Consider the following 16314-nt stretch of genomic DNA (forward strand, 5'->3'; position numbering starts at 1 on the left):
CTCGGGAGCCTGCGCGAACGCGAGAGCCGCGGGTGGGGCCGACCGGTCGCCGGGCGGCCCCAGGTGGTCGTCCATCTGGGGCCGGTCGTACATCCCCTGGAGCGCGCCGCCGAGGACGATGACCGGCTTGGTGTGCGGCGAGGGCTGAAGCAGGACTCGGCAGCCGTGACGCAGCCCGTGCACCGACAGGGCCCGGAGGGACACCGGCGCGGGCGGCGCAGTGCTCGGTTCGCCGCTGAACGCCCTGGTCCGGCCGGCCAGCACACTCGGCCCGCTCGGCGTGACGCTTCAGGCCGGCGAGGTCGTCCTGCCGGGCTCGCTGACCGCCGCACCGCCCGTCGTCCCCGGCGACACGGGTGCGGCGCGCGTCTGATGTCCGCCTCTCGGCCCTGCCAGGTGACGGCCGAACAGGTCACCTGGAAGGGTTCCGACCTGCACCTCAACTGCGTTGGAGTGAAAGGGAGTTCGACACGCGGTCAAGTGAATGTCATGCCCTGTACACGCCGATACCTTGAGCGGGCTTCGGCCCCTCGGCCCACCCCACTCGGGCCCGGGGGCCGTTCTTCTCCCCCACAGAGCAGGAGCAGGTATGCCCAGACGAGCCGCCGCCCACACAAAGCGCCGCGCATCCGTCCTAGCGGCCCTCATCGCCACGGCTCTGGCCGCGAACGGAAGCCCGGCATTCGCCGCTCCGGCCGACGGCCACTCCATGAACCAGGCATTCGCACGGGCGGCCGCGAAGTTCGACGTACCACGTGATCTGCTCGCAGCCGTCGGGTACGGCGAGACGCATCTCGACGGCCACTTGGGGCACCCCAGCCAGGCGAACGGGTACGGCGTGATGCACCTGGTGAGCAACCCCACGAACCGGACGCTGGAGCGCGCGGCCGCCCTCACCGGCGAACCCCTCGCCGACCTCCGCACCGACACCGAGGCCAACATCCTCGGCGGCGCGGCGGTGCTGCGCAGTTACGCGGACAAGCTCGGCCTCGACGACCGGGAGCGCGACGACGTCAACGCCTGGTACCCGGCAGTCGCCCGGTACAGCGGCTCGACGGGACCCGCCGCCACCCTCTACGCCGAAGCCGTGTACACCTTCCTGGCCCACGGGCTCTATGCCACCGTCCCCGGCGGTGAGCACATCTCGGTGACGGCCCGTCCGGTCTCACCGCAGAAGGGCTCGCTCGACACCACCGACGTACGCACGCAGAGCACCGACTACCCGTCCGCATTGTGGGTTCCGGCCAATGCGAACAACTTCACCGTGGGCCGGACGGCCAAGATCGACAAGGTGATCATCCATGTCACGCAGGGCTCGTACGCGGGCTCGATCAGCTGGTTCCAGAACCCGACGGCCGAGGTGAGCGCCCACTATGTGGTGCGTTCCTCCGACGGCCAGATCACCCAGATGGTGCGCGACAGCGACACCGCGTACCACGCACGGGGCCAGAACGCCTCGGCGCTCGGCATCGAGCACGAGGGGTTCATCGACGACCCCTCCTGGTTCACGGACACGATGTACCGCTCCTCGGCGGCCCTGACCCGCCACCTGTGCGACCGGTACGGCATCCCGAAGGACCGGGCGCACATCATCGGGCACAGCGAGGCACCGGGCAACGACCACACGGACCCGGGCCCGTACTGGGACTGGAATCGCTATATGCAGTTGGTGGGCGGGGGCACCGGCGGCGGCAACAGCGGTGACGGGCTGAGCTTCACCGCGTACGCGACCCAGCGGAGCGGCTCGACGGGCCCCCAGGTCAAAGCGGTTCAGCAGCTGCTGAGCGAGCAGGGCTACATGGTGGGCGCGGTGGACGGCAGCTTCGGCCCGGGCACAAAGAACGCGGTGATGGCATATCAGGCGAACCACGGACTGACGGCCGACGGCGTCGTGGCAGACAGGACCTGGACCGCGCTGCTGTCGGCCGGTCCGGCGACGCCCCTCAAGCAGGGCGCCTCGGGCGACGGAGTGAAGCGGCTCCAGCGCTCGCTGACCGCGGCGCTCGGCTCGAATGTCGGCATCGACGGGAGCTTCGGCCAGGCGACGGCGACGGCGGTGCGCAGCTACCAGGCCAGCCGGAGCCTGACGGCCGACGGCGTCGTAGGGGCGAACACCTGGGCGGCGCTGCAGGCGGGGCACTGACGAAAACCTCACGGGCGCGGGGCGGGGTGGTGCGGATCACGCACCACCCCGCCTTTCGCATGCCGCTCGCGCTTCCCTGTCTCGTGCCATGCATCGCCCTCCCGCCCTCACAAGCGCGGGTGCGCTGTCGACGAGGAAGTGCCGGCTGCACGGGTTGTCGTAGACGCGGGTGACACCGCCGCGGATCCGGCCCCTGCGACGGGCTCGGCTCAGGAGGCCGGTTCAGCCGAGCGGGCGGCCGCTGCGGCCCGACCGGGCACGGGTGGTGCTTCGGGGCTGTCGCAGGCCGCCGGAACACCACCCCTCCAGCACCGTCAAGACCCGTGTCACGTTTGAGTAACCTGCCGGAAACCCTTGACGTTTCTGCTGACTCGTTCTTAACCTCACTGCGTAGTTCGTACTTCTTGCAGTTCACGTGCTGCGGCGCTTTCCGCAGTGTTTTGACAGGCACAGACATAGACCACCTGTCGGTGGTTTCGTCATGCCTGTTTTTTTGTGCTCCCCGTGCCGCCGATGGGTCTTCCTCGAAGGCGGATTCATGGCACAACGTCCGAGCGTCAAAGGCGTCGCCGACGTCGTTGCGCTCATCGATGGGCTGGGAAAGATCACCGGCCGGGCGCAAGTCATCTGGTTTCTCGTGTTCGGCGGGCTGTTTCTCGACGCCTACTCGAATGCCGCGCTGAGCGCCGGTCTGGGACCGATGACGTCCCAGATGGAGCTGACCAGCACCCAGGTCTCGATCCTCACGGCCACCGCTCCGGCCCTGGCGATCATCTTCAACCCGGTCGGCGGCTGGCTCGCCACCCGGATCGGCCGCGTCCCCCCGCTGCTCATCGCCAAGGTGTTCGCCATCGCGGGCGCCCTGCTCGCCGCCTTCGCCGGTGACTTCACCGTCGTCTGGCTCGGCCGGGTCCTGGTGGGGGTCGCGTACGGCATCGACTTCGCTGTCGCCATGGCGCTGCTCGCCGAGTACACCCCCGCGAAACTGGGCGGCCGGCTGAACCTGTGGCAGGCGGTCTGGTACGTCGCCACCACCAGCAACCTCGCGCTCGCCCTGCTCTTCTTCAACCTGGACGTCGGCGCGGACATCTGGCGCTGGTCGGTCGGCTCGGCCGCGGTCGTCGCCGCCGCGCTGCTCGTGGGCCAGTGGCTGATGCTCAAGGAGAGCCCCACCTGGCTGGCGAGCAAGGGCCGTCTGGACGAGGCGGTCGTCAATCTGGACAGGATCTACAAGATCAAGGCCGTCGCCGGCAATCCCGACGAGGCGACCCGCGCCGCCACGGAGGCTCCCGCCATCGGGTTCCGCCAGGCCGGACTGCTCTTCAAGGGCGAGTACCTGCCGCGCACGGTCCTCTCCTCAGTAATATCGCTCGGGCAGTCGATGCAGTACTTCGCGGTCGGCTGGTACCTCCCGCTGATCAGCCTGACGATCTTCGGTGAGAGCTTCGAGAAGGCCACCATCGGCTCGATGGTCTTCAACGCCTTCGGAATCGCGGGCGGGCTCCTGTCCGCGTACTTCGGCCGCCGGCTCGGACTGCGGCTCAGCTCCGCCGCCGGATTCGCCGGAGTCTTCGTCGCCCTGCTCGCGATGGGGCTGACCTTCGAGAAGGTGCCCACCGCCGTGGCCTTCCTGCTGCCGGTCCTGTTCATCCTCTGCCACTCCTCGGGCCCCGGCGCCAACGGCAAGTCCATCGCCGCGCTCTCGTACAGCAGCGATGTCCGTGCCCTCGGCACCGGTGTCACCGGGATGGTCGGCAGCTTCGGCAGTGTCGTCGGGCTGTATGTCTTCCCGCAGATCAAGGACTCGCTCGGGCTCGCCGACACGTTCCTGGTGCTCTCCGTCGTACCGCTGCTCGGCCTGATCACCTGCCTGGCGATCAAGTGGGACCCGACGAAGGCCGCTTCGCCCGACGAGGTCGCCGGACAGGACCGAGCCGCGGCCGGCGCCCGAGCCGGCTCGACGCAATCCGCGGAGTCCGTGACCGCGCGCTGACCGGCCGCCGGACCTGCCGCATCACACGATGGTCCTCTCCCCTCCGTATCCCTCCGCACAGGTCGCGATGCTCGCAATGAAAGGGCTGCAATGACGCAGACGTTCCCCGACGCCGCCCCACGGCGCGGTGTGCTGTCCATCGACGAGGGCACCACGGGCACCAGGGCCGGAGTCGTCCTCGACTCGGGCGCCGCCCACGAGGTGTTCTACCGGTCGATCAAGGTCAGCCATCCGGACGACCTCTCGGTCGAGCAGGACCCGATGGAGATCTGGACGGCCACCGTCGAGGTGGCGCGCCGGGCCGTCGGCCGGGCCCGCGAGGAGGGCATCGGAATCACCGCGGTCGCGCTCTCCACCCAGCGGGCCACCGCGATGCTGTGGGACCGGGTCAGCGGGCGGCCGTTGCTGCCCGCGGTGGTGTGGCAGGACCGGCGGTACGCGACCGGGCTCACCGCGTACGAAGCCGAGTGGGACGCCGCCCTGCTGGCCCGTCAGGGCCGGCCGGTCGGCGCCCGCGCCCCGTTCCTCTGGGCCGCCCGGCAGATCGCCGCACACCCGGAGGTGGCCGCCGCCCACCGCGAGGGCCGGCTGCTCTTCGGAACCGTCGACACATGGCTGATCTGGCGCCTCACCGGCGGCGCCGTGCACGCCACCACACCGACCAACGCCGCATCCACCGGCGGCTATCTGCTGGAGCGGCATGCCTGGGACGAGGAGTGGATCAGCCACCTCGGCTTCCCCCTCGACCTGCTGCCGGAACTCCGCTCCGACGACGCCGGATTCGGTACGACCGACCCTGCCGCCCTCGGAATCTCCGTCCCGCTGGCCGCCTCCATGGGCGACCAGCACGCCGCACTCGTCGCGCTCGGCGGTCTCGCCGCCGGGCAGGGCATGTGCGTGTACGGAACCGGCGCCTTCGTTGACGCGGCGACCGGCACCACGCCCGCCCTGCCCCGGCCGGACATCTCCGGGGTGCTCGCCCAGCCGGGCCGGCGGCAGGGCGACATCAGCCACTACAGCCTGGAGGCCTACACCTCCACGGCGGGTTCGGCGCTGCGCTGGCTCTGCGACGACCTGGGCCTGTTCGCATCGCCGAAGGAGCTCGGTGAGGAGGCGGGCCGGGTCCCCACCCGGCCGGGCCGCACCCCGCGTTTCGTCCCGGCACTCGCCGGGGTCCGTACGCCGGTCTGGCACCCGGAGGCCACCGCATCCCTCACCGGGCTCACCCTCGCCACCACCCGCGCCGATCTCGCGCGCGCCGTGCTGGACGGGATCGCGCACTCGGTGTGCGACCTGATCGACGGGGTCGCCGACACCATGGGCACACCGTTCACCCGGCTCCGGGTCGGCGGCGGCGTCTCCGGCAGCGACCCGCTCATGCAGATCCAGGCCGACCTGACCGGCCTGCCGCTGGAGCGGGTCTCCGACTCCGCGACCGCCAGCCTGCGCGGCACCGCCTATCTGGCCGGTGTCGCCCAGGGCCTGTGGTCCTCGCTGGAAGAGGTCGTCGAGGCGCAGCCGCACGGCCGGACCTTCGAGCCCGCGATCACCGGGGCCGAGCGCACCGCACAGCGGTCCGCCTGGCGCGACGTGCTGATCGCCCACCTCGGCGACCCCGCGCTGCTCCCTCTGAAGGATCCCGCACCCAAGCCTCACACCCCCCATTGACGGCCCCTCACCGTCGCACTGGCGCCCCGTACCCGACCACGTGGCCGCCGCACCGAAACACCAGGAGTTGATGTTGTGATCACCATGCCCGCCCGGAAACCGCGGCGCAGCGCCGCGGCGACCCGCCGAACGCCGCTGCTGCTCGACCGGGCAGCCCTCAAGCGCCGGCTGGCCGACGACACGTACGACGTGCTTGTCATCGGCGGCGGCATCACCGGGGCGTACGCCGTGCTCGACGCGGCCTCGCGCGGGCTGCGCGCGGCGCTGATCGAGAAGGACGACTTCGCATCCGGCACGTCGTCGAAGTCCTCGAAGATGGTGCACGGCGGCCTGCGCTACATCGAGCAGGGCAACGTCAACCTGGTCCGCCACTCGCTCCTGGAGCGTCACCGCTTCCGCAAGAACGCCCCTCATCTGGTGCACCGGCTGCCGTTCCTCTTCCCGATCCTGGAGAAGGAGGGCATCTTCGACGCCCGCCTCGCCAAGGGCTTCGAGGGTCTGCTGTGGACGTACGACCTGGTCGGCGGCTGGCGGATCGGCAAGCTCCATCAGCGGCTCACCGTCCCCGAGGTCCTCGCGCAGGCGCCGACGCTGCGCGCCGAGAACCTCAAGGGCGGGCTGATGTACTTCGACGCCCGTACCGATGACGCCCGGCTCGTCCTCACCATCATCCGCACCGCCGCCGCGCTCGGCGCGACGGTCCTCAACGGTGCCAGGGCCGAGGGTCTGCTGATGCAGATGGGCAGGGTGGCCGGTGCCCGGGTCTCGGCGGACGGCGACACCATCGACATCCGCTCGCGGGCCGTCGTCAACGCCACCGGGGTGTGGACCGACGAGCTCGACGCGAAGGCGGACGACGGTCACAAGCCGCAGGTGCGGCCCGCCAAGGGCGTCCACATCGTGGTGCCGTGGGACAAGGTGCGGATCAACTGCACGGTCACCGTGCCGATCCCCGGCCGGGCCCGCCGCGCGACCTGCACCCGCTGGGGCAACAGTGTCGTGCTGGGCACGACGGACGAGGACTACCGGGGCTCCCCGGACGATGTGCACTGCACCCGTGAGGAGATGGACTTCCTGCTGGAGGGCGCCAACACCGCTTTCGAGGGGAAGCTCACCCCGGACGACGTGGTCGGTTCCATCGGCGGTCTTCGTCCGCTGGTCGGCGGCAAGGAGGGCGCGACGCTCGACATGCGCCGCGACCACCACATCACCGTCGGCCGCACCGGCATGGTGACGGTGACCGGCGGCAAGCTCACCACCAGCCGGCACATGGGCGAGCTCGTCATCGACAAGGTGATGACGGTCCTCGGCCGCAAGGGGAAGAGCCGCACCACCGATCTCCCGCTGCTCGGCGGCGCCGGTTACGACGCCGAGGCCGTCGCCGCATCCGGTGGCATCGCCGCGCACCTCGGCGAACGCTTCGGCACCGAGGCCCGGTTCGTCGGCGACCTGATCCAGGACGACCCTGCACTGGCCGAGCCGATCGTCGCGGGACTCCCGTACACCAAGGCGGAGGTCGTGTACGCGGCCCGTGCCGAACTGGCCCGCTCGGTCGACGACGTGCTCTCCCGCCGGATGCGCGCCCGTCTGTTCGCCCGGGACGCCTCCGCCGACGCAGCCGAGGCCGTCGGCGCGATCCTCGGCCAGGAACTGAACCTCTCCCAGGCCGAGGCCGACCGCTCGGTCGCCGAGTACCTCGCAGCCGTCCGTCACGAAAAGTCCGTACTCCTCGAAGGGGCAGCAGCATGATCAGCCGTCAGACCATCACCCACCCGTTCAACCGGGGCAACTACACGATCGGCGCCCCCAGCTTCGCCAAGTGGGCGCAGAACACCCCGATCGGGGACGGCGAAGCCGCCCTCCAGACCGACCCGGTCGAGGTCCCCGAGGCCGTGGTCGAGGCGCTGCGCGAGGCCGCGCACGCGGTGCACACCTCCCGCGACGAGGTCGTCACCCGGACCCGTGACTGGTGGGCCGGCTCGATGATCGGCGAGACCGAGGGCCGTCCGGCGACGCCGAACGCCGTGATCGTCGAGGCGGCCGACGCCGGCCAGGTCGCGGCCGTGCTGCGGATCTGCCACGAGGCCGGCGTCCCGGTCACCCCGTCCGCGGGCCGCTCCAACGTGACGGGCGCGGCGCTCCCCGTCTTCGGCGGCGTCGTCCTGGATGTCTGCGGGCTGAACCGGATCACCGGCTTCGACGCCGAGTCGAACATCGTGGACGTCCAGGCCGGCATGTTCGGCGACCTCTTCGAGAAGCAGCTCCAGGAGGAGTACGGCGTCACCACCGGCCACTGGCCGTCCGCGTTCGCCGTCTCCACGGTCGGCGGCTGGATCGCCTGCCGCGGCGCCGGTCAGCTCTCCACCCGTTACGGCAAGATCGAGGACATGGTCGTCGGCGTGGACGTCGTGCACGCCGACGGTACGCGTGCCACGTACGGCGACTACGCCCGTGCCGCGGTCGGCCCGGACCTGCGCCAGCTGTTCGTCGGCTCCGAAGGCACCCTCGGTGTCATCGTCTCGGCGCGTCTGCGGGTCCATCCGCTGCCGGAGTACGCCAATGCCGTCGCGTTCGGCTTCAAGACCTTCGCACAGGGCCTGGACGCCTGCCGCAGGATCATGCAGCGCGGTGCGACCCCGGCCGTCCTGCGGCTGTACGACACCCTTGAGTCGGGCACCCACTTCGGCCACCCGGAGACCAACCTCCTGCTCATCGCCGACGAGGGCGACCCGGCCATCGTCGACGCCTCGATCGAGGTGGCGAGGGAGGTCTGCGGGGCGTACGGCCCCGAGCTGGACAGCAAGGCGGTCTTCGAGCGCTGGCTGGACGAACGGATGCTGGTCGGCAAGTCCGCCGACGGCTTCAAGCCGGGTCCGGGCTTCGTCGCCGACACCCTGGAGATGGCCGCGTCCTGGACCGACCTCCCGGTCATCTACGACGAGGTGGTCGCCGCGATCCAGTCGGTGCCCGGCACCCTGGCCGCCTCGGCCCACCAGTCCCACGCGTACACCGACGGCGCCTGCGTCTACTTCTCGCTGCGCGGCGATGTGGCGCCCGAGTCGCGCCGCGACTGGTACCGCTCGGTGTGGGACGCGGCCAACGCCGTACTCATCGAGCACGCGGCGGCGCTCAGCCACCACCACGGCTGCGGTCTGCTGCGCGGCCCTTACCTGGAGGAGTCCCTCGGGGCGGGCTTCGCGACGTTCGTCGCGGTGAAGAAGGCCCTGGACCCGGCCGGCATTCTCAACCCTGGCAAACTGGGCCTTCCCAGCCGATTCGGTACGTCCCCGCTGAACTGACGTCAGCAGCCACGAACCCTTCTTCTCCAGGCAGGCCCTTGCCATGACCCCCTCCCCGTCCCGGTCCGGTGCCGCACTCGACCCCCGGCTCGCCTCGGCCTTCGCCGAGGTGCCGGTCGTCGCGTCGGTCGTCGGCACCCAGCCGCTGCGGCAGTTCCTGACCGCACCGGCGAAGGTGTGCATCCTCGCGTCGCTCGCGGTGGGGCAGCTGCCCCAGGTCGTGCCGGCACTGGGCCGGGCGGGGAAGACCGTGTTCGTGAACGTGGACAGCAGCCCCGGTCTGGCTCAGGACCGGGGCGCGCTGGAGTTCATCAAGAACATGGGCGCGCACGGCGTGGTCAGCACCCGGCTCTCCCTCATAGAGAAGGGCCGCCCGCTCGGCCTGCTGACGATGATGAAGGTGTTCGTCACCGACCGGTCCAACCTTCGCCGCTCCACGGACGCCATCTCGCGCGGGGCACCGGACCTGGTCGAGATCATGCCCGCCCCGATCGTCGCCCGGATGAGCGCGCAGGCACAGCGCGCGATGTCCCCGTCGGTCGCCGCCGGCTTCGTGGAAACCGCCGCGGACGTGGCGCTCGCGCTGGCCCTCGGGTCGGCCGCGGCCGCCACGTCCGACCCCCGCCTCTGGCACCTGCGCCGGGACCAGTTGCCACCGGTCCCGCCCGCCGCCCTGAAGAGGCCTGCCGCACCCCAGGAGTAATCCCCCCATGACATATGTGGTCGTAGCCCGCTACCGCACCGAGGCCGGCGAGGAGAACACCGTCCTCCCCCTGCTCGACACGATGGCCGCCGCCTCCCGCAAGGAGCCGGGCAATCTCGCCTACCGGGTCCACCAGGGCATCGAGGACCCGCAGGAGATCGTGCTGTACGAGGAGTACGCCTCCGAGGCCGACTTCACCGCGCACTGCGCAGCCCCGCACTTCCAGGAGATCGTGCTCGGCAAGGTCGTCCCGCTGCTGGAGAGCCGCGACGTGCTGCGCTGCGCTCCGCGTGCACAGGTGCAGTCGTGAAAACCCGTGCCGTGGTCCTGCGCGGGATATCGACGGCCCGCCCCTACTCCGGGACCCGCCCGGTCGAGGTGGAGGAGCTGGAGCTGGGCGCCCCGCGCGAGGGCGAGGTGCTGGTCCGTATCGCGGCCGCATCGCTCTGCCACTCGGACCTCTCGGTGGTCAACGGCGACCGGGTCCGCCCGCTGCCGATGGCCCTGGGCCACGAGGCGGTGGGCGTCGTCCAGGAGACCGGACCGGGCGTCGACCGTGTCTCCCCCGGCGACCATGTGGCCCTCGTCTTCGTGCCCAGTTGCGGTTTCTGCGGCGACTGCGCGGCGGGCCGCCCGGCCCTGTGCGCGCAGGCAGCGGCGGCGAACGGCTCGGGCGCGCTGCTGCACGGCCCGTCGCTGCTGACCGACGCCTCCGGCAACCCGGTCCACCACCAGTTGGGTGTCTCCGCGTTCTCCGAACACGCGGTGCTGGCCCAGGAGTCGGTGGTGACGATCCCCAAGGACATCCCGTTCACCGTCGCGTCGATGTTCGGCTGCGCGGTCCTGACGGGCGCCGGTGCCGTCATCAACACGGCGGCCCTGCGCCCCGGTCAGTCGACGGTCGTCTACGGCCTGGGCGGCGTGGGCCTCTCCGCGGTCCTGGGCGCCCGCGCGGCGGGGGCGTATCCGATCATCGCGGTCGACCCGGTCCAGGAGAAACGCGAGCTGGCTGTCCGGCTGGGTGCGACGCATGCGTACGCCCCCGGCGACGCGATCGAGGCGGTCCGCGAACTCACCTCCGGCGGAGCCGAGCTGGCAGTGGAGGCGGTGGGCAGCCCCAAGGTCATGGCCGAGTGCCTGACGGTCGTGGCCCGGGGCGGCAGGGTCGTCTCGGTGGGCCTTCCCGCCCCTGACCGGGTGCTGGAGGTGCCGGCCCTGGCGTTCGCGGGCGAGGGCAAGTCCCTGCTGGGCTCGTACATGGGCGACGCGGTCCCGCGCCGTGACATTCCCAGGTTTCTGGACCTGTGGCGGGCGGGCCTGATGCCGGTGGAGCAGATGCACACGGGCACGCTTGAGCTGGCCGGCATCAACGCGGCGATGGAGGAGCTGGCTTCGGGCCGGGCGATCCGCCAGGTCATCGACACGTCGGGGATGCTGAACGCCTGACGCGTCGCCCGGAATCCGCCGGCGGCGCCCCTGCGGGCTGCAGGGGCGCCGTCAGTAGCCGCCTGCGGTGTCCGGGGACATGTGACATGTCATTCGGGCCGCTCGTTCGCGTCATTCGCACCGGTAGGCGCGCGCCGCACGGCGACCTTGCGACGGTTGATGCGCCACCCCTTCTCACCACGCACGATCACGTCCTCGTACGTCACACTTCCGCTCGTACCGTCCGCCTTGATTCCGATCCCCTTGGACCGGGCGCGCACCTGATCGTCACCGACCTCGGTGAGGACGACGTTGGTGACGTGGTGACTGACGGTGCCGCGTTGCCCCATCGCCCTGGCCGCGTCCCGGAAGGCCTCCAGCCCGTGCATCGATCCGTGGCCCAGGTCGGAGGCGTCGTAGACGACGTCGGCGGTGAACAGCTCGTCCAGTCGGTCGAGTTCACCGTCATCGACCAGGTGCCATTGCAGGGCGATCAGTTCATTGATGGCCAGGCGATCCTCGGCTCCGAGTGTCATTCGCCGGTCCTTTCGTGAGATCTCGCGATGGTTCGGCAGTTATACGGGGAGAGCTCCCCGTATGGCCCGGCAATGCAGCGGTCCTGCCACCGTGGGCTCGGGGAGTTCATCCCGGTGGAGCAGTGGAGCAGTCCTCTCTCATTTCTCATCGCAGTCCTCTCTCGCCGGAGCCGTCGCACCAGACGAGTGTGTAGCGCCAGAACAGTCGACGCCTGAGCCGCACGCCTGGCAACACCTGACGCGCCTCGCGAACGATGTCGGAGAAGGTCATCTCCGCCGGCTGGGTCCTGGCAGTCATCGAGTCGGGGCGGAGCGCCCTGCGCCCCTTGTTCTTGATCAAGGCCATGGCAACATTCAGCGGAATGGAGGCGAGACTCAGCAGATGATCTCCGAGGGTCGCCTCGCAGGAGAGGCCGACCACTACCAGGGTCCCGCCGGGCGCCAAATGCTTGCGGAAGTGGGTGAGAGCGTCGGTGAACGGCAGATGGTGGACGGTGGCGACGCAGGTGATGACGTCGTACGGGCCGGGCGGTATCCCCGCGGGCGCGTCCGCGACGGTGAAGGTCACCGGAGCGGCCGGGACGGTCAGTTCACCGGCCCGGGCCACGATGTCCGGGTCCGAGTCGATTCCGTGCACCGTCTTCGCCCGTGTCGCCAGGAGCCGGGCGAGTTCTCCGCTGCCGGAGCCGACGTCCAGGGCGCTGTCGCATCTGCTGGGGAGCTGACGCAGAATCCACCGGTGGTAGTGGGCGTTGTGGTCCCAGGGATGGGCGGCGTGGAAGCGTTCGAGTGCGTGGAAGACTCGGTGCAGCAGCTTCGTCATGCCTTGATTCCATCAGACCGGTTGGTGTCCGGGGCCCACTCAGGGAGACTTGGTGTGAGAGTCGGTACAGCCCGAGCAGCCGCGGTGCAGTGGGTCAAAGAGCACGCCCGGCCCCGATTCCGGCTTCCGCGGCGCCTACTTCAGCGGCTCGACGGTCGGTCTGCCGGACGACGCCGAGCTGTCCCCCTTCTCCGACGTGGACATCGTCGTCGTCACCACCGAGCCTGACCCGCCCGCCAAGCCGGGCAAGCTCCGCTTCCGCGATGCACTGCTGGAAGTCACGTATCTGTCGTGGGCCGACCCCTCCTCGGCGGACGGTGTGCTCTCCTCCTACCACCTGGCAGGGAGCTTCCGCTGCGACACGGTCATCGACGACCCGACGGGTCACCTGCACGGGCTGCGGGCTGACGTGTCGCGCCGGTTCGCCGAGCGGTCCTGGGTGCGCCGCAGATGCCTGGACGCGGAGCGCCGGATCGAGACCCCCGTCGCCGCGTTCGACGCCTCGGCGCCGTTCCACGAACAGGTGACGGCCTGGCTGTTCCCGACCGGGGTGACCACCCATGTCCTGCTGGTCGCCGCCCTGCGCAACCCCACCGTGCGACTGCGGCACCCGGCGGCGCGCCAAGTCCTCACCGACTACGGACAGGCGCACCTGTACCCGGAGCTGCTGGAACTCCTGGGGTGCGCGCGGCTGTCCGCCGAAAGGACCGGGCATCATCTGGACGAGCCGGCCCGCACCTTCGACGTCGCCGCGCAGGTCGCCCGCACCCCGTTCTTCTTCAGCAGTGACATCACCGCCGAGGCACGGCCGATCGCCATCGACAAAAGCCGGCACCTCATCGAGCGGGGCGACCACCGCGAAGCCGTCTTCTGGATCACCGCGACGTTCGCCCGATGTCACACCGTCCTGGCCGCGGACGCCCCCGACCTGCACCTCGCACGCCTCCCGGCGTTCCGGGAGGCCGTGGGCCTGTGCAGCGACCGTCGCCGCATGACCTCGCGCGGTGGTCAGGCCGCGATGTCGGCCGGTTCCGGGTCGGCGGCCAGACGGGCGTGCAGGTGCTCGTCGTGGTACGCCCCGTCGCCGTAGCGGTGGGAGTCGCGCAGTGTGCCCTCGGGAAGGTAGCCGCAGCGGTCAGCCACCCGGCAGGAGGCCTCGTTGCCGGTGGCATGGGCGATCTCGATCCGGCGGGCATCGGCCGTCCCGAAGGCCCAGCTGGTCACCGCTCCGACAGCTCTGGTGGCCACGCCCCGCCCACGGGCGGCCGGGAGTGTCCAGTAGTCGATCATCGCGAGGCCGTCCGCACGGTCGACCCAGCGAAGGCCGACGGCGCCCAGCAGTGCGCCGTCGGCCGCACCCAGTACGGCGAAGGTGGCGGCGGCACCGCGGTCCCAGCCTCCCTCGCGCTTCTCCAGCCACGCCATGGCCTCGGTGCGATCAGCTGCCGGAAAGGGCGAGCCAGTCGTCGACGGTGACGACGTCCGCCCACTGCGGGAACAGCTTCTCGGTGAGGAACCGGTGAACCTCGGGGTCGTCGCTTCAACCTCCCCCGTCGGCCCGGCGCCGCTGACCGAGGAAATGCAGCTACCGCTGAGACTGGCCTTGGCTGACGAGGTTGTGCAGCGACGAGACAACCCAGGTCAGAGCGTCGGCATATGCAGCGAGCCGCGAGACCCTGCATCAGCTCAGCGCCGTCGCGGGACGCGGCTGTTCAGTTGCCGACGAGGGCGTCGTGGATGGCCCACCCCATGTCGCCGGCGCACCAGCTGATGTTGCCGAGGACGGCGACGTCCAGGCCCTGCTGCGGGTAGTGATAGAGGCGGGCACTGACCCCGTCCTCCTCGCCCGTGTGGCCCCAGCGGACGATGGTTCCTTCGTCGTCGAGGATGTGGGTAAGGCCGAAGCCGTACATCCACCGGTAGCCGCGGACCTTCTCCTCACGCTCGTCGACCTGCGGGGTCAGCGCCAGGCGTGTGGTCTCCTCGTTCAGCAGCCGCCCGTGGCGCAGTGCGTGGGCGAAGGCCGTCAGATCGGCGGCGCTACAGGTAGCCCCTCCGTCGGCGGCGGCCCCAGGGGTGGTCGCGTAGTGATTGGTCCGGTACGGGGTGGGGCTGCCGGCGGTGGTGAGGTATCCCTCGGCGATGTCCGGCCCCAGGTCGTCCAGGGCCGGGAATCCTGCCGCGCTCATGCCGGCACGGGCGAATACGTCGTCGGCGATGACCTCCTCGAAGGAGCGGCCGGTCACCGATTCGATGAGCAGGCCGAGCAGGATGTAGCCGGCGCCGTTGTACAGATGACGCTCCCCGGGAGGGAAGTGGGGCTGCTTGCCGGCGAACAGTGACAGGTAGTCCTTGTTGCTCCGCAGCAGGTAGAGCGGGTGGGAGGAGGTCAGTGCGGCCCATTCGGCCTCCCAGTCGGCGCTGCCCTCCTCGAACCAGTCGCCGATGCCCGCCGTCATCGTCAGGGCGTGATGGACCGTGACACGCGGATCGAGCTGGGGCATGTGCTCTTTCACGAAGCCCACCAGCGCGTCGTCGAGGCGGACCTGCTTCCGCTCGACGAGCTGCAGGACGGCCACCGCTGTGAACATCTTGGACACCGACGCCACCCGGAATCGCGTGTCGCACGTGTTCGGTATGGACCACCGCCGTGACGCCATCCCGAACGCGCGGGTGAATACCGGCTCCCCGTGACGCGTGACACGGACCGTGCCGGAGAACCCCCTCCCCTGCGCCACTGCGGAGATGGCCTCCTCCAGGCAAGCCGGATCGAGTCCGTCAGCCCTCGTCACGATCGTCACCGCATACCCCTCACAGAAGAAAGCTCACCCGTCATCGGTGATGATGATCGTCACCAATCCGCCTGCGAACAACCGATTTACCCTGACCACACGAGCCGCGGCGAGAGCGTCGCCCAACTGTCGTTGGCCGCCGGTACGTTGACCGCGACGTACATTCCGTCACCTCGCGGATCGCGTGTCGTCGGTATCCCCTCCGGCCCCGCGGTGGAGCAAGCCAACGCCGTCGCCGACCTCGGCGTCACCTCCACCGGTGACCTTCTCCACCGTGCCAAGGAGGTCATCGGCTTCCTCCCGCGGCTCCGGCAGACCGCCGAGGAAATCCTGGCAGCCAATGCCAACATCATCGGATGAGGCGGATGAGGCGACGGGAGCCGGGTCAGTAGTAGCCCGTCTCGCCGTCCAGGATCTCCCTGATGGCGTCAAGATGGCCCGCGTGCCGGGCAGTCTCCTCGATCATGTGGAACATGATCCAGCGCACGCTCGCGGCCGAGGCGTCGAAGTCCGGGTGTCGGCCCACGTCGTCGAGCGACTTCGCCGCAACAATCTCGTTCGACACCGCGATCTGCCGGTCGTAGTCGTCGAGGAGCTCTGCGAGCGGGGCACCTTCGACCATCATGTCGGCATCCTCGGGCCCGTCGAACATGGGCCCCACGGCCGGGCGGCCCAGCAGAACGACCTCGTACCAGAGGTGCTCGGCCCATCGAAGGTGTGACATGACACCCGCCACCGTCATATGGGGCGAGGACGGCAGGACGGACCGATGGGCGTCCGCCTCGGAAAGCCCGTCGCACTTCCAGCGGGCGACCGCCCGCTGCATGTCGAGCCAGCCGACGAGCTGAGTCCGCTCGTCCGCGTCGTAGGGAGGGCGATTACGGGAAGGGGAGGGCGACATGGGCGCCGAGGCTACTCGATGCGCTGTCACA

Annotated in this window: 15 protein-coding genes and 2 pseudogenes; 11 read left to right on the forward strand and 6 right to left on the reverse strand. The window is 70.2% G+C overall.

Annotated features, from left to right (window positions below):
* Positions 1-45: 45 nt before the first annotated feature.
* A pseudogene (locus ACZ7IB_RS34265) lies at positions 46-204 on the reverse strand (alpha/beta fold hydrolase); the annotation flags it as partial.
* A gap of 16 nt (positions 205-220) precedes the next feature.
* Here ACZ7IB_RS34265 and ACZ7IB_RS34270 point away from each other — a divergent pair.
* The 9 genes from ACZ7IB_RS34270 (at position 221) to ACZ7IB_RS34310 (ending at position 11252) form a co-directional block, all read left to right on the forward strand.
* Positions 221-373, forward strand: coding sequence for a hypothetical protein (locus tag ACZ7IB_RS34270; protein ID WP_470917946.1), 153 nt, complete (start codon positions 221-223; stop codon positions 371-373).
* Between the two features lie 216 nt (positions 374-589).
* Positions 590-2143 carry a peptidoglycan-binding protein gene (locus tag ACZ7IB_RS34275; RefSeq protein WP_470917948.1) on the forward strand — a complete coding sequence of 518 codons (1554 nt, stop codon included), beginning with the start codon at positions 590-592 and terminating at the stop codon, positions 2141-2143.
* A gap of 538 nt (positions 2144-2681) precedes the next feature.
* Positions 2682-4136, forward strand: a complete 1455-nt coding sequence (locus ACZ7IB_RS34280; protein ID WP_470917949.1) for an MFS transporter — start codon at positions 2682-2684, stop codon at positions 4134-4136.
* Positions 4137-4226: 90 nt separating this feature from the next.
* Positions 4227-5804, forward strand: coding sequence for an FGGY family carbohydrate kinase (locus ACZ7IB_RS34285; protein ID WP_470917951.1), 1578 nt, complete (start codon positions 4227-4229; stop codon positions 5802-5804).
* Positions 5805-5879: 75 nt separating this feature from the next.
* Positions 5880-7553: a glycerol-3-phosphate dehydrogenase/oxidase gene (locus ACZ7IB_RS34290; RefSeq protein WP_470917953.1), complete on the forward strand. Its 1674-nt coding sequence runs from the start codon at positions 5880-5882 to the stop codon at positions 7551-7553.
* Positions 7550-9103, forward strand: coding sequence for an FAD-binding oxidoreductase (locus tag ACZ7IB_RS34295; RefSeq protein WP_470917955.1), 1554 nt, complete (start codon positions 7550-7552; stop codon positions 9101-9103). Before ACZ7IB_RS34290 ends, ACZ7IB_RS34295 begins: the two co-directional genes overlap by 4 nt.
* A 43-nt stretch (positions 9104-9146) precedes the next feature.
* Positions 9147-9806, forward strand: a complete 660-nt coding sequence (locus ACZ7IB_RS34300) for a glycerol-3-phosphate responsive antiterminator (RefSeq protein WP_470917956.1) — start codon at positions 9147-9149, stop codon at positions 9804-9806.
* A 7-nt stretch (positions 9807-9813) separates the two neighbouring features.
* The gene (locus ACZ7IB_RS34305) at positions 9814-10116 is read left to right on the forward strand and encodes a putative quinol monooxygenase (protein WP_470917958.1); all 303 of its coding nucleotides are present in this window, start codon (positions 9814-9816) and stop codon (positions 10114-10116) included.
* A complete protein-coding gene (locus ACZ7IB_RS34310) occupies positions 10113-11252 on the forward strand; it encodes a zinc-binding dehydrogenase (RefSeq protein ID WP_470917960.1) in 1140 nt (379 codons plus the stop codon). Before ACZ7IB_RS34305 ends, ACZ7IB_RS34310 begins: the two co-directional genes overlap by 4 nt.
* Before the next feature lie 89 nt (positions 11253-11341).
* Here ACZ7IB_RS34310 and ACZ7IB_RS34315 read toward each other — a convergent pair whose 3' ends face one another.
* Both ACZ7IB_RS34315 and ACZ7IB_RS34320 read right to left on the reverse strand, forming a co-directional pair.
* Positions 11342-11767 (reverse strand): nuclear transport factor 2 family protein, encoded by a 426-nt coding sequence (locus ACZ7IB_RS34315; RefSeq protein WP_470917961.1) that lies wholly within the window; start codon positions 11765-11767, stop codon positions 11342-11344.
* Between the two features lie 145 nt (positions 11768-11912).
* A complete protein-coding gene (locus ACZ7IB_RS34320) occupies positions 11913-12590 on the reverse strand; it encodes a class I SAM-dependent methyltransferase (RefSeq protein ID WP_470917963.1) in 678 nt (225 codons plus the stop codon).
* Between the two features lie 196 nt (positions 12591-12786).
* Here ACZ7IB_RS34320 and ACZ7IB_RS34325 point away from each other — a divergent pair, with 196 nt between their 5' ends.
* Complete coding sequence (locus tag ACZ7IB_RS34325; protein WP_470917964.1) at positions 12787-13680, forward strand: hypothetical protein; 894 nt, start codon at positions 12787-12789, stop codon at positions 13678-13680.
* Here the strand turns inward: ACZ7IB_RS34325 and ACZ7IB_RS34330 are convergent.
* Together ACZ7IB_RS34330 and ACZ7IB_RS34335 are read right to left on the reverse strand one after the other, a co-directional pair.
* Positions 13599-14024: pseudogene (locus tag ACZ7IB_RS34330) on the reverse strand (GNAT family N-acetyltransferase); the annotation flags it as partial. The gene ACZ7IB_RS34325 and the pseudogene ACZ7IB_RS34330 sit on opposite strands and share 82 nt — an antisense overlap.
* Positions 14025-14302: 278 nt before the next feature.
* Positions 14303-15391 carry a serine hydrolase domain-containing protein gene (locus tag ACZ7IB_RS34335; protein ID WP_470917966.1) on the reverse strand — a complete coding sequence of 363 codons (1089 nt, stop codon included), beginning with the start codon at positions 15389-15391 and terminating at the stop codon, positions 14303-14305.
* Positions 15392-15595: 204 nt separating this feature from the next.
* Between ACZ7IB_RS34335 and ACZ7IB_RS34340 the strand changes: the two genes are divergently transcribed.
* Entirely contained in the window at positions 15596-15742 is a 147-nt protein-coding gene (locus ACZ7IB_RS34340; RefSeq protein ID WP_470917968.1) for a hypothetical protein, read from the forward strand.
* A gap of 25 nt (positions 15743-15767) precedes the next feature.
* Here ACZ7IB_RS34340 and ACZ7IB_RS34345 read toward each other — a convergent pair whose 3' ends face one another.
* The gene (locus tag ACZ7IB_RS34345; RefSeq protein WP_470917969.1) at positions 15768-16283 is read right to left on the reverse strand and encodes a DinB family protein; all 516 of its coding nucleotides are present in this window, start codon (positions 16281-16283) and stop codon (positions 15768-15770) included.
* Positions 16284-16314: the final 31 nt, after the last annotated feature.

The organism is Streptomyces sp. NPDC037301 (genome assembly GCF_055602785.1).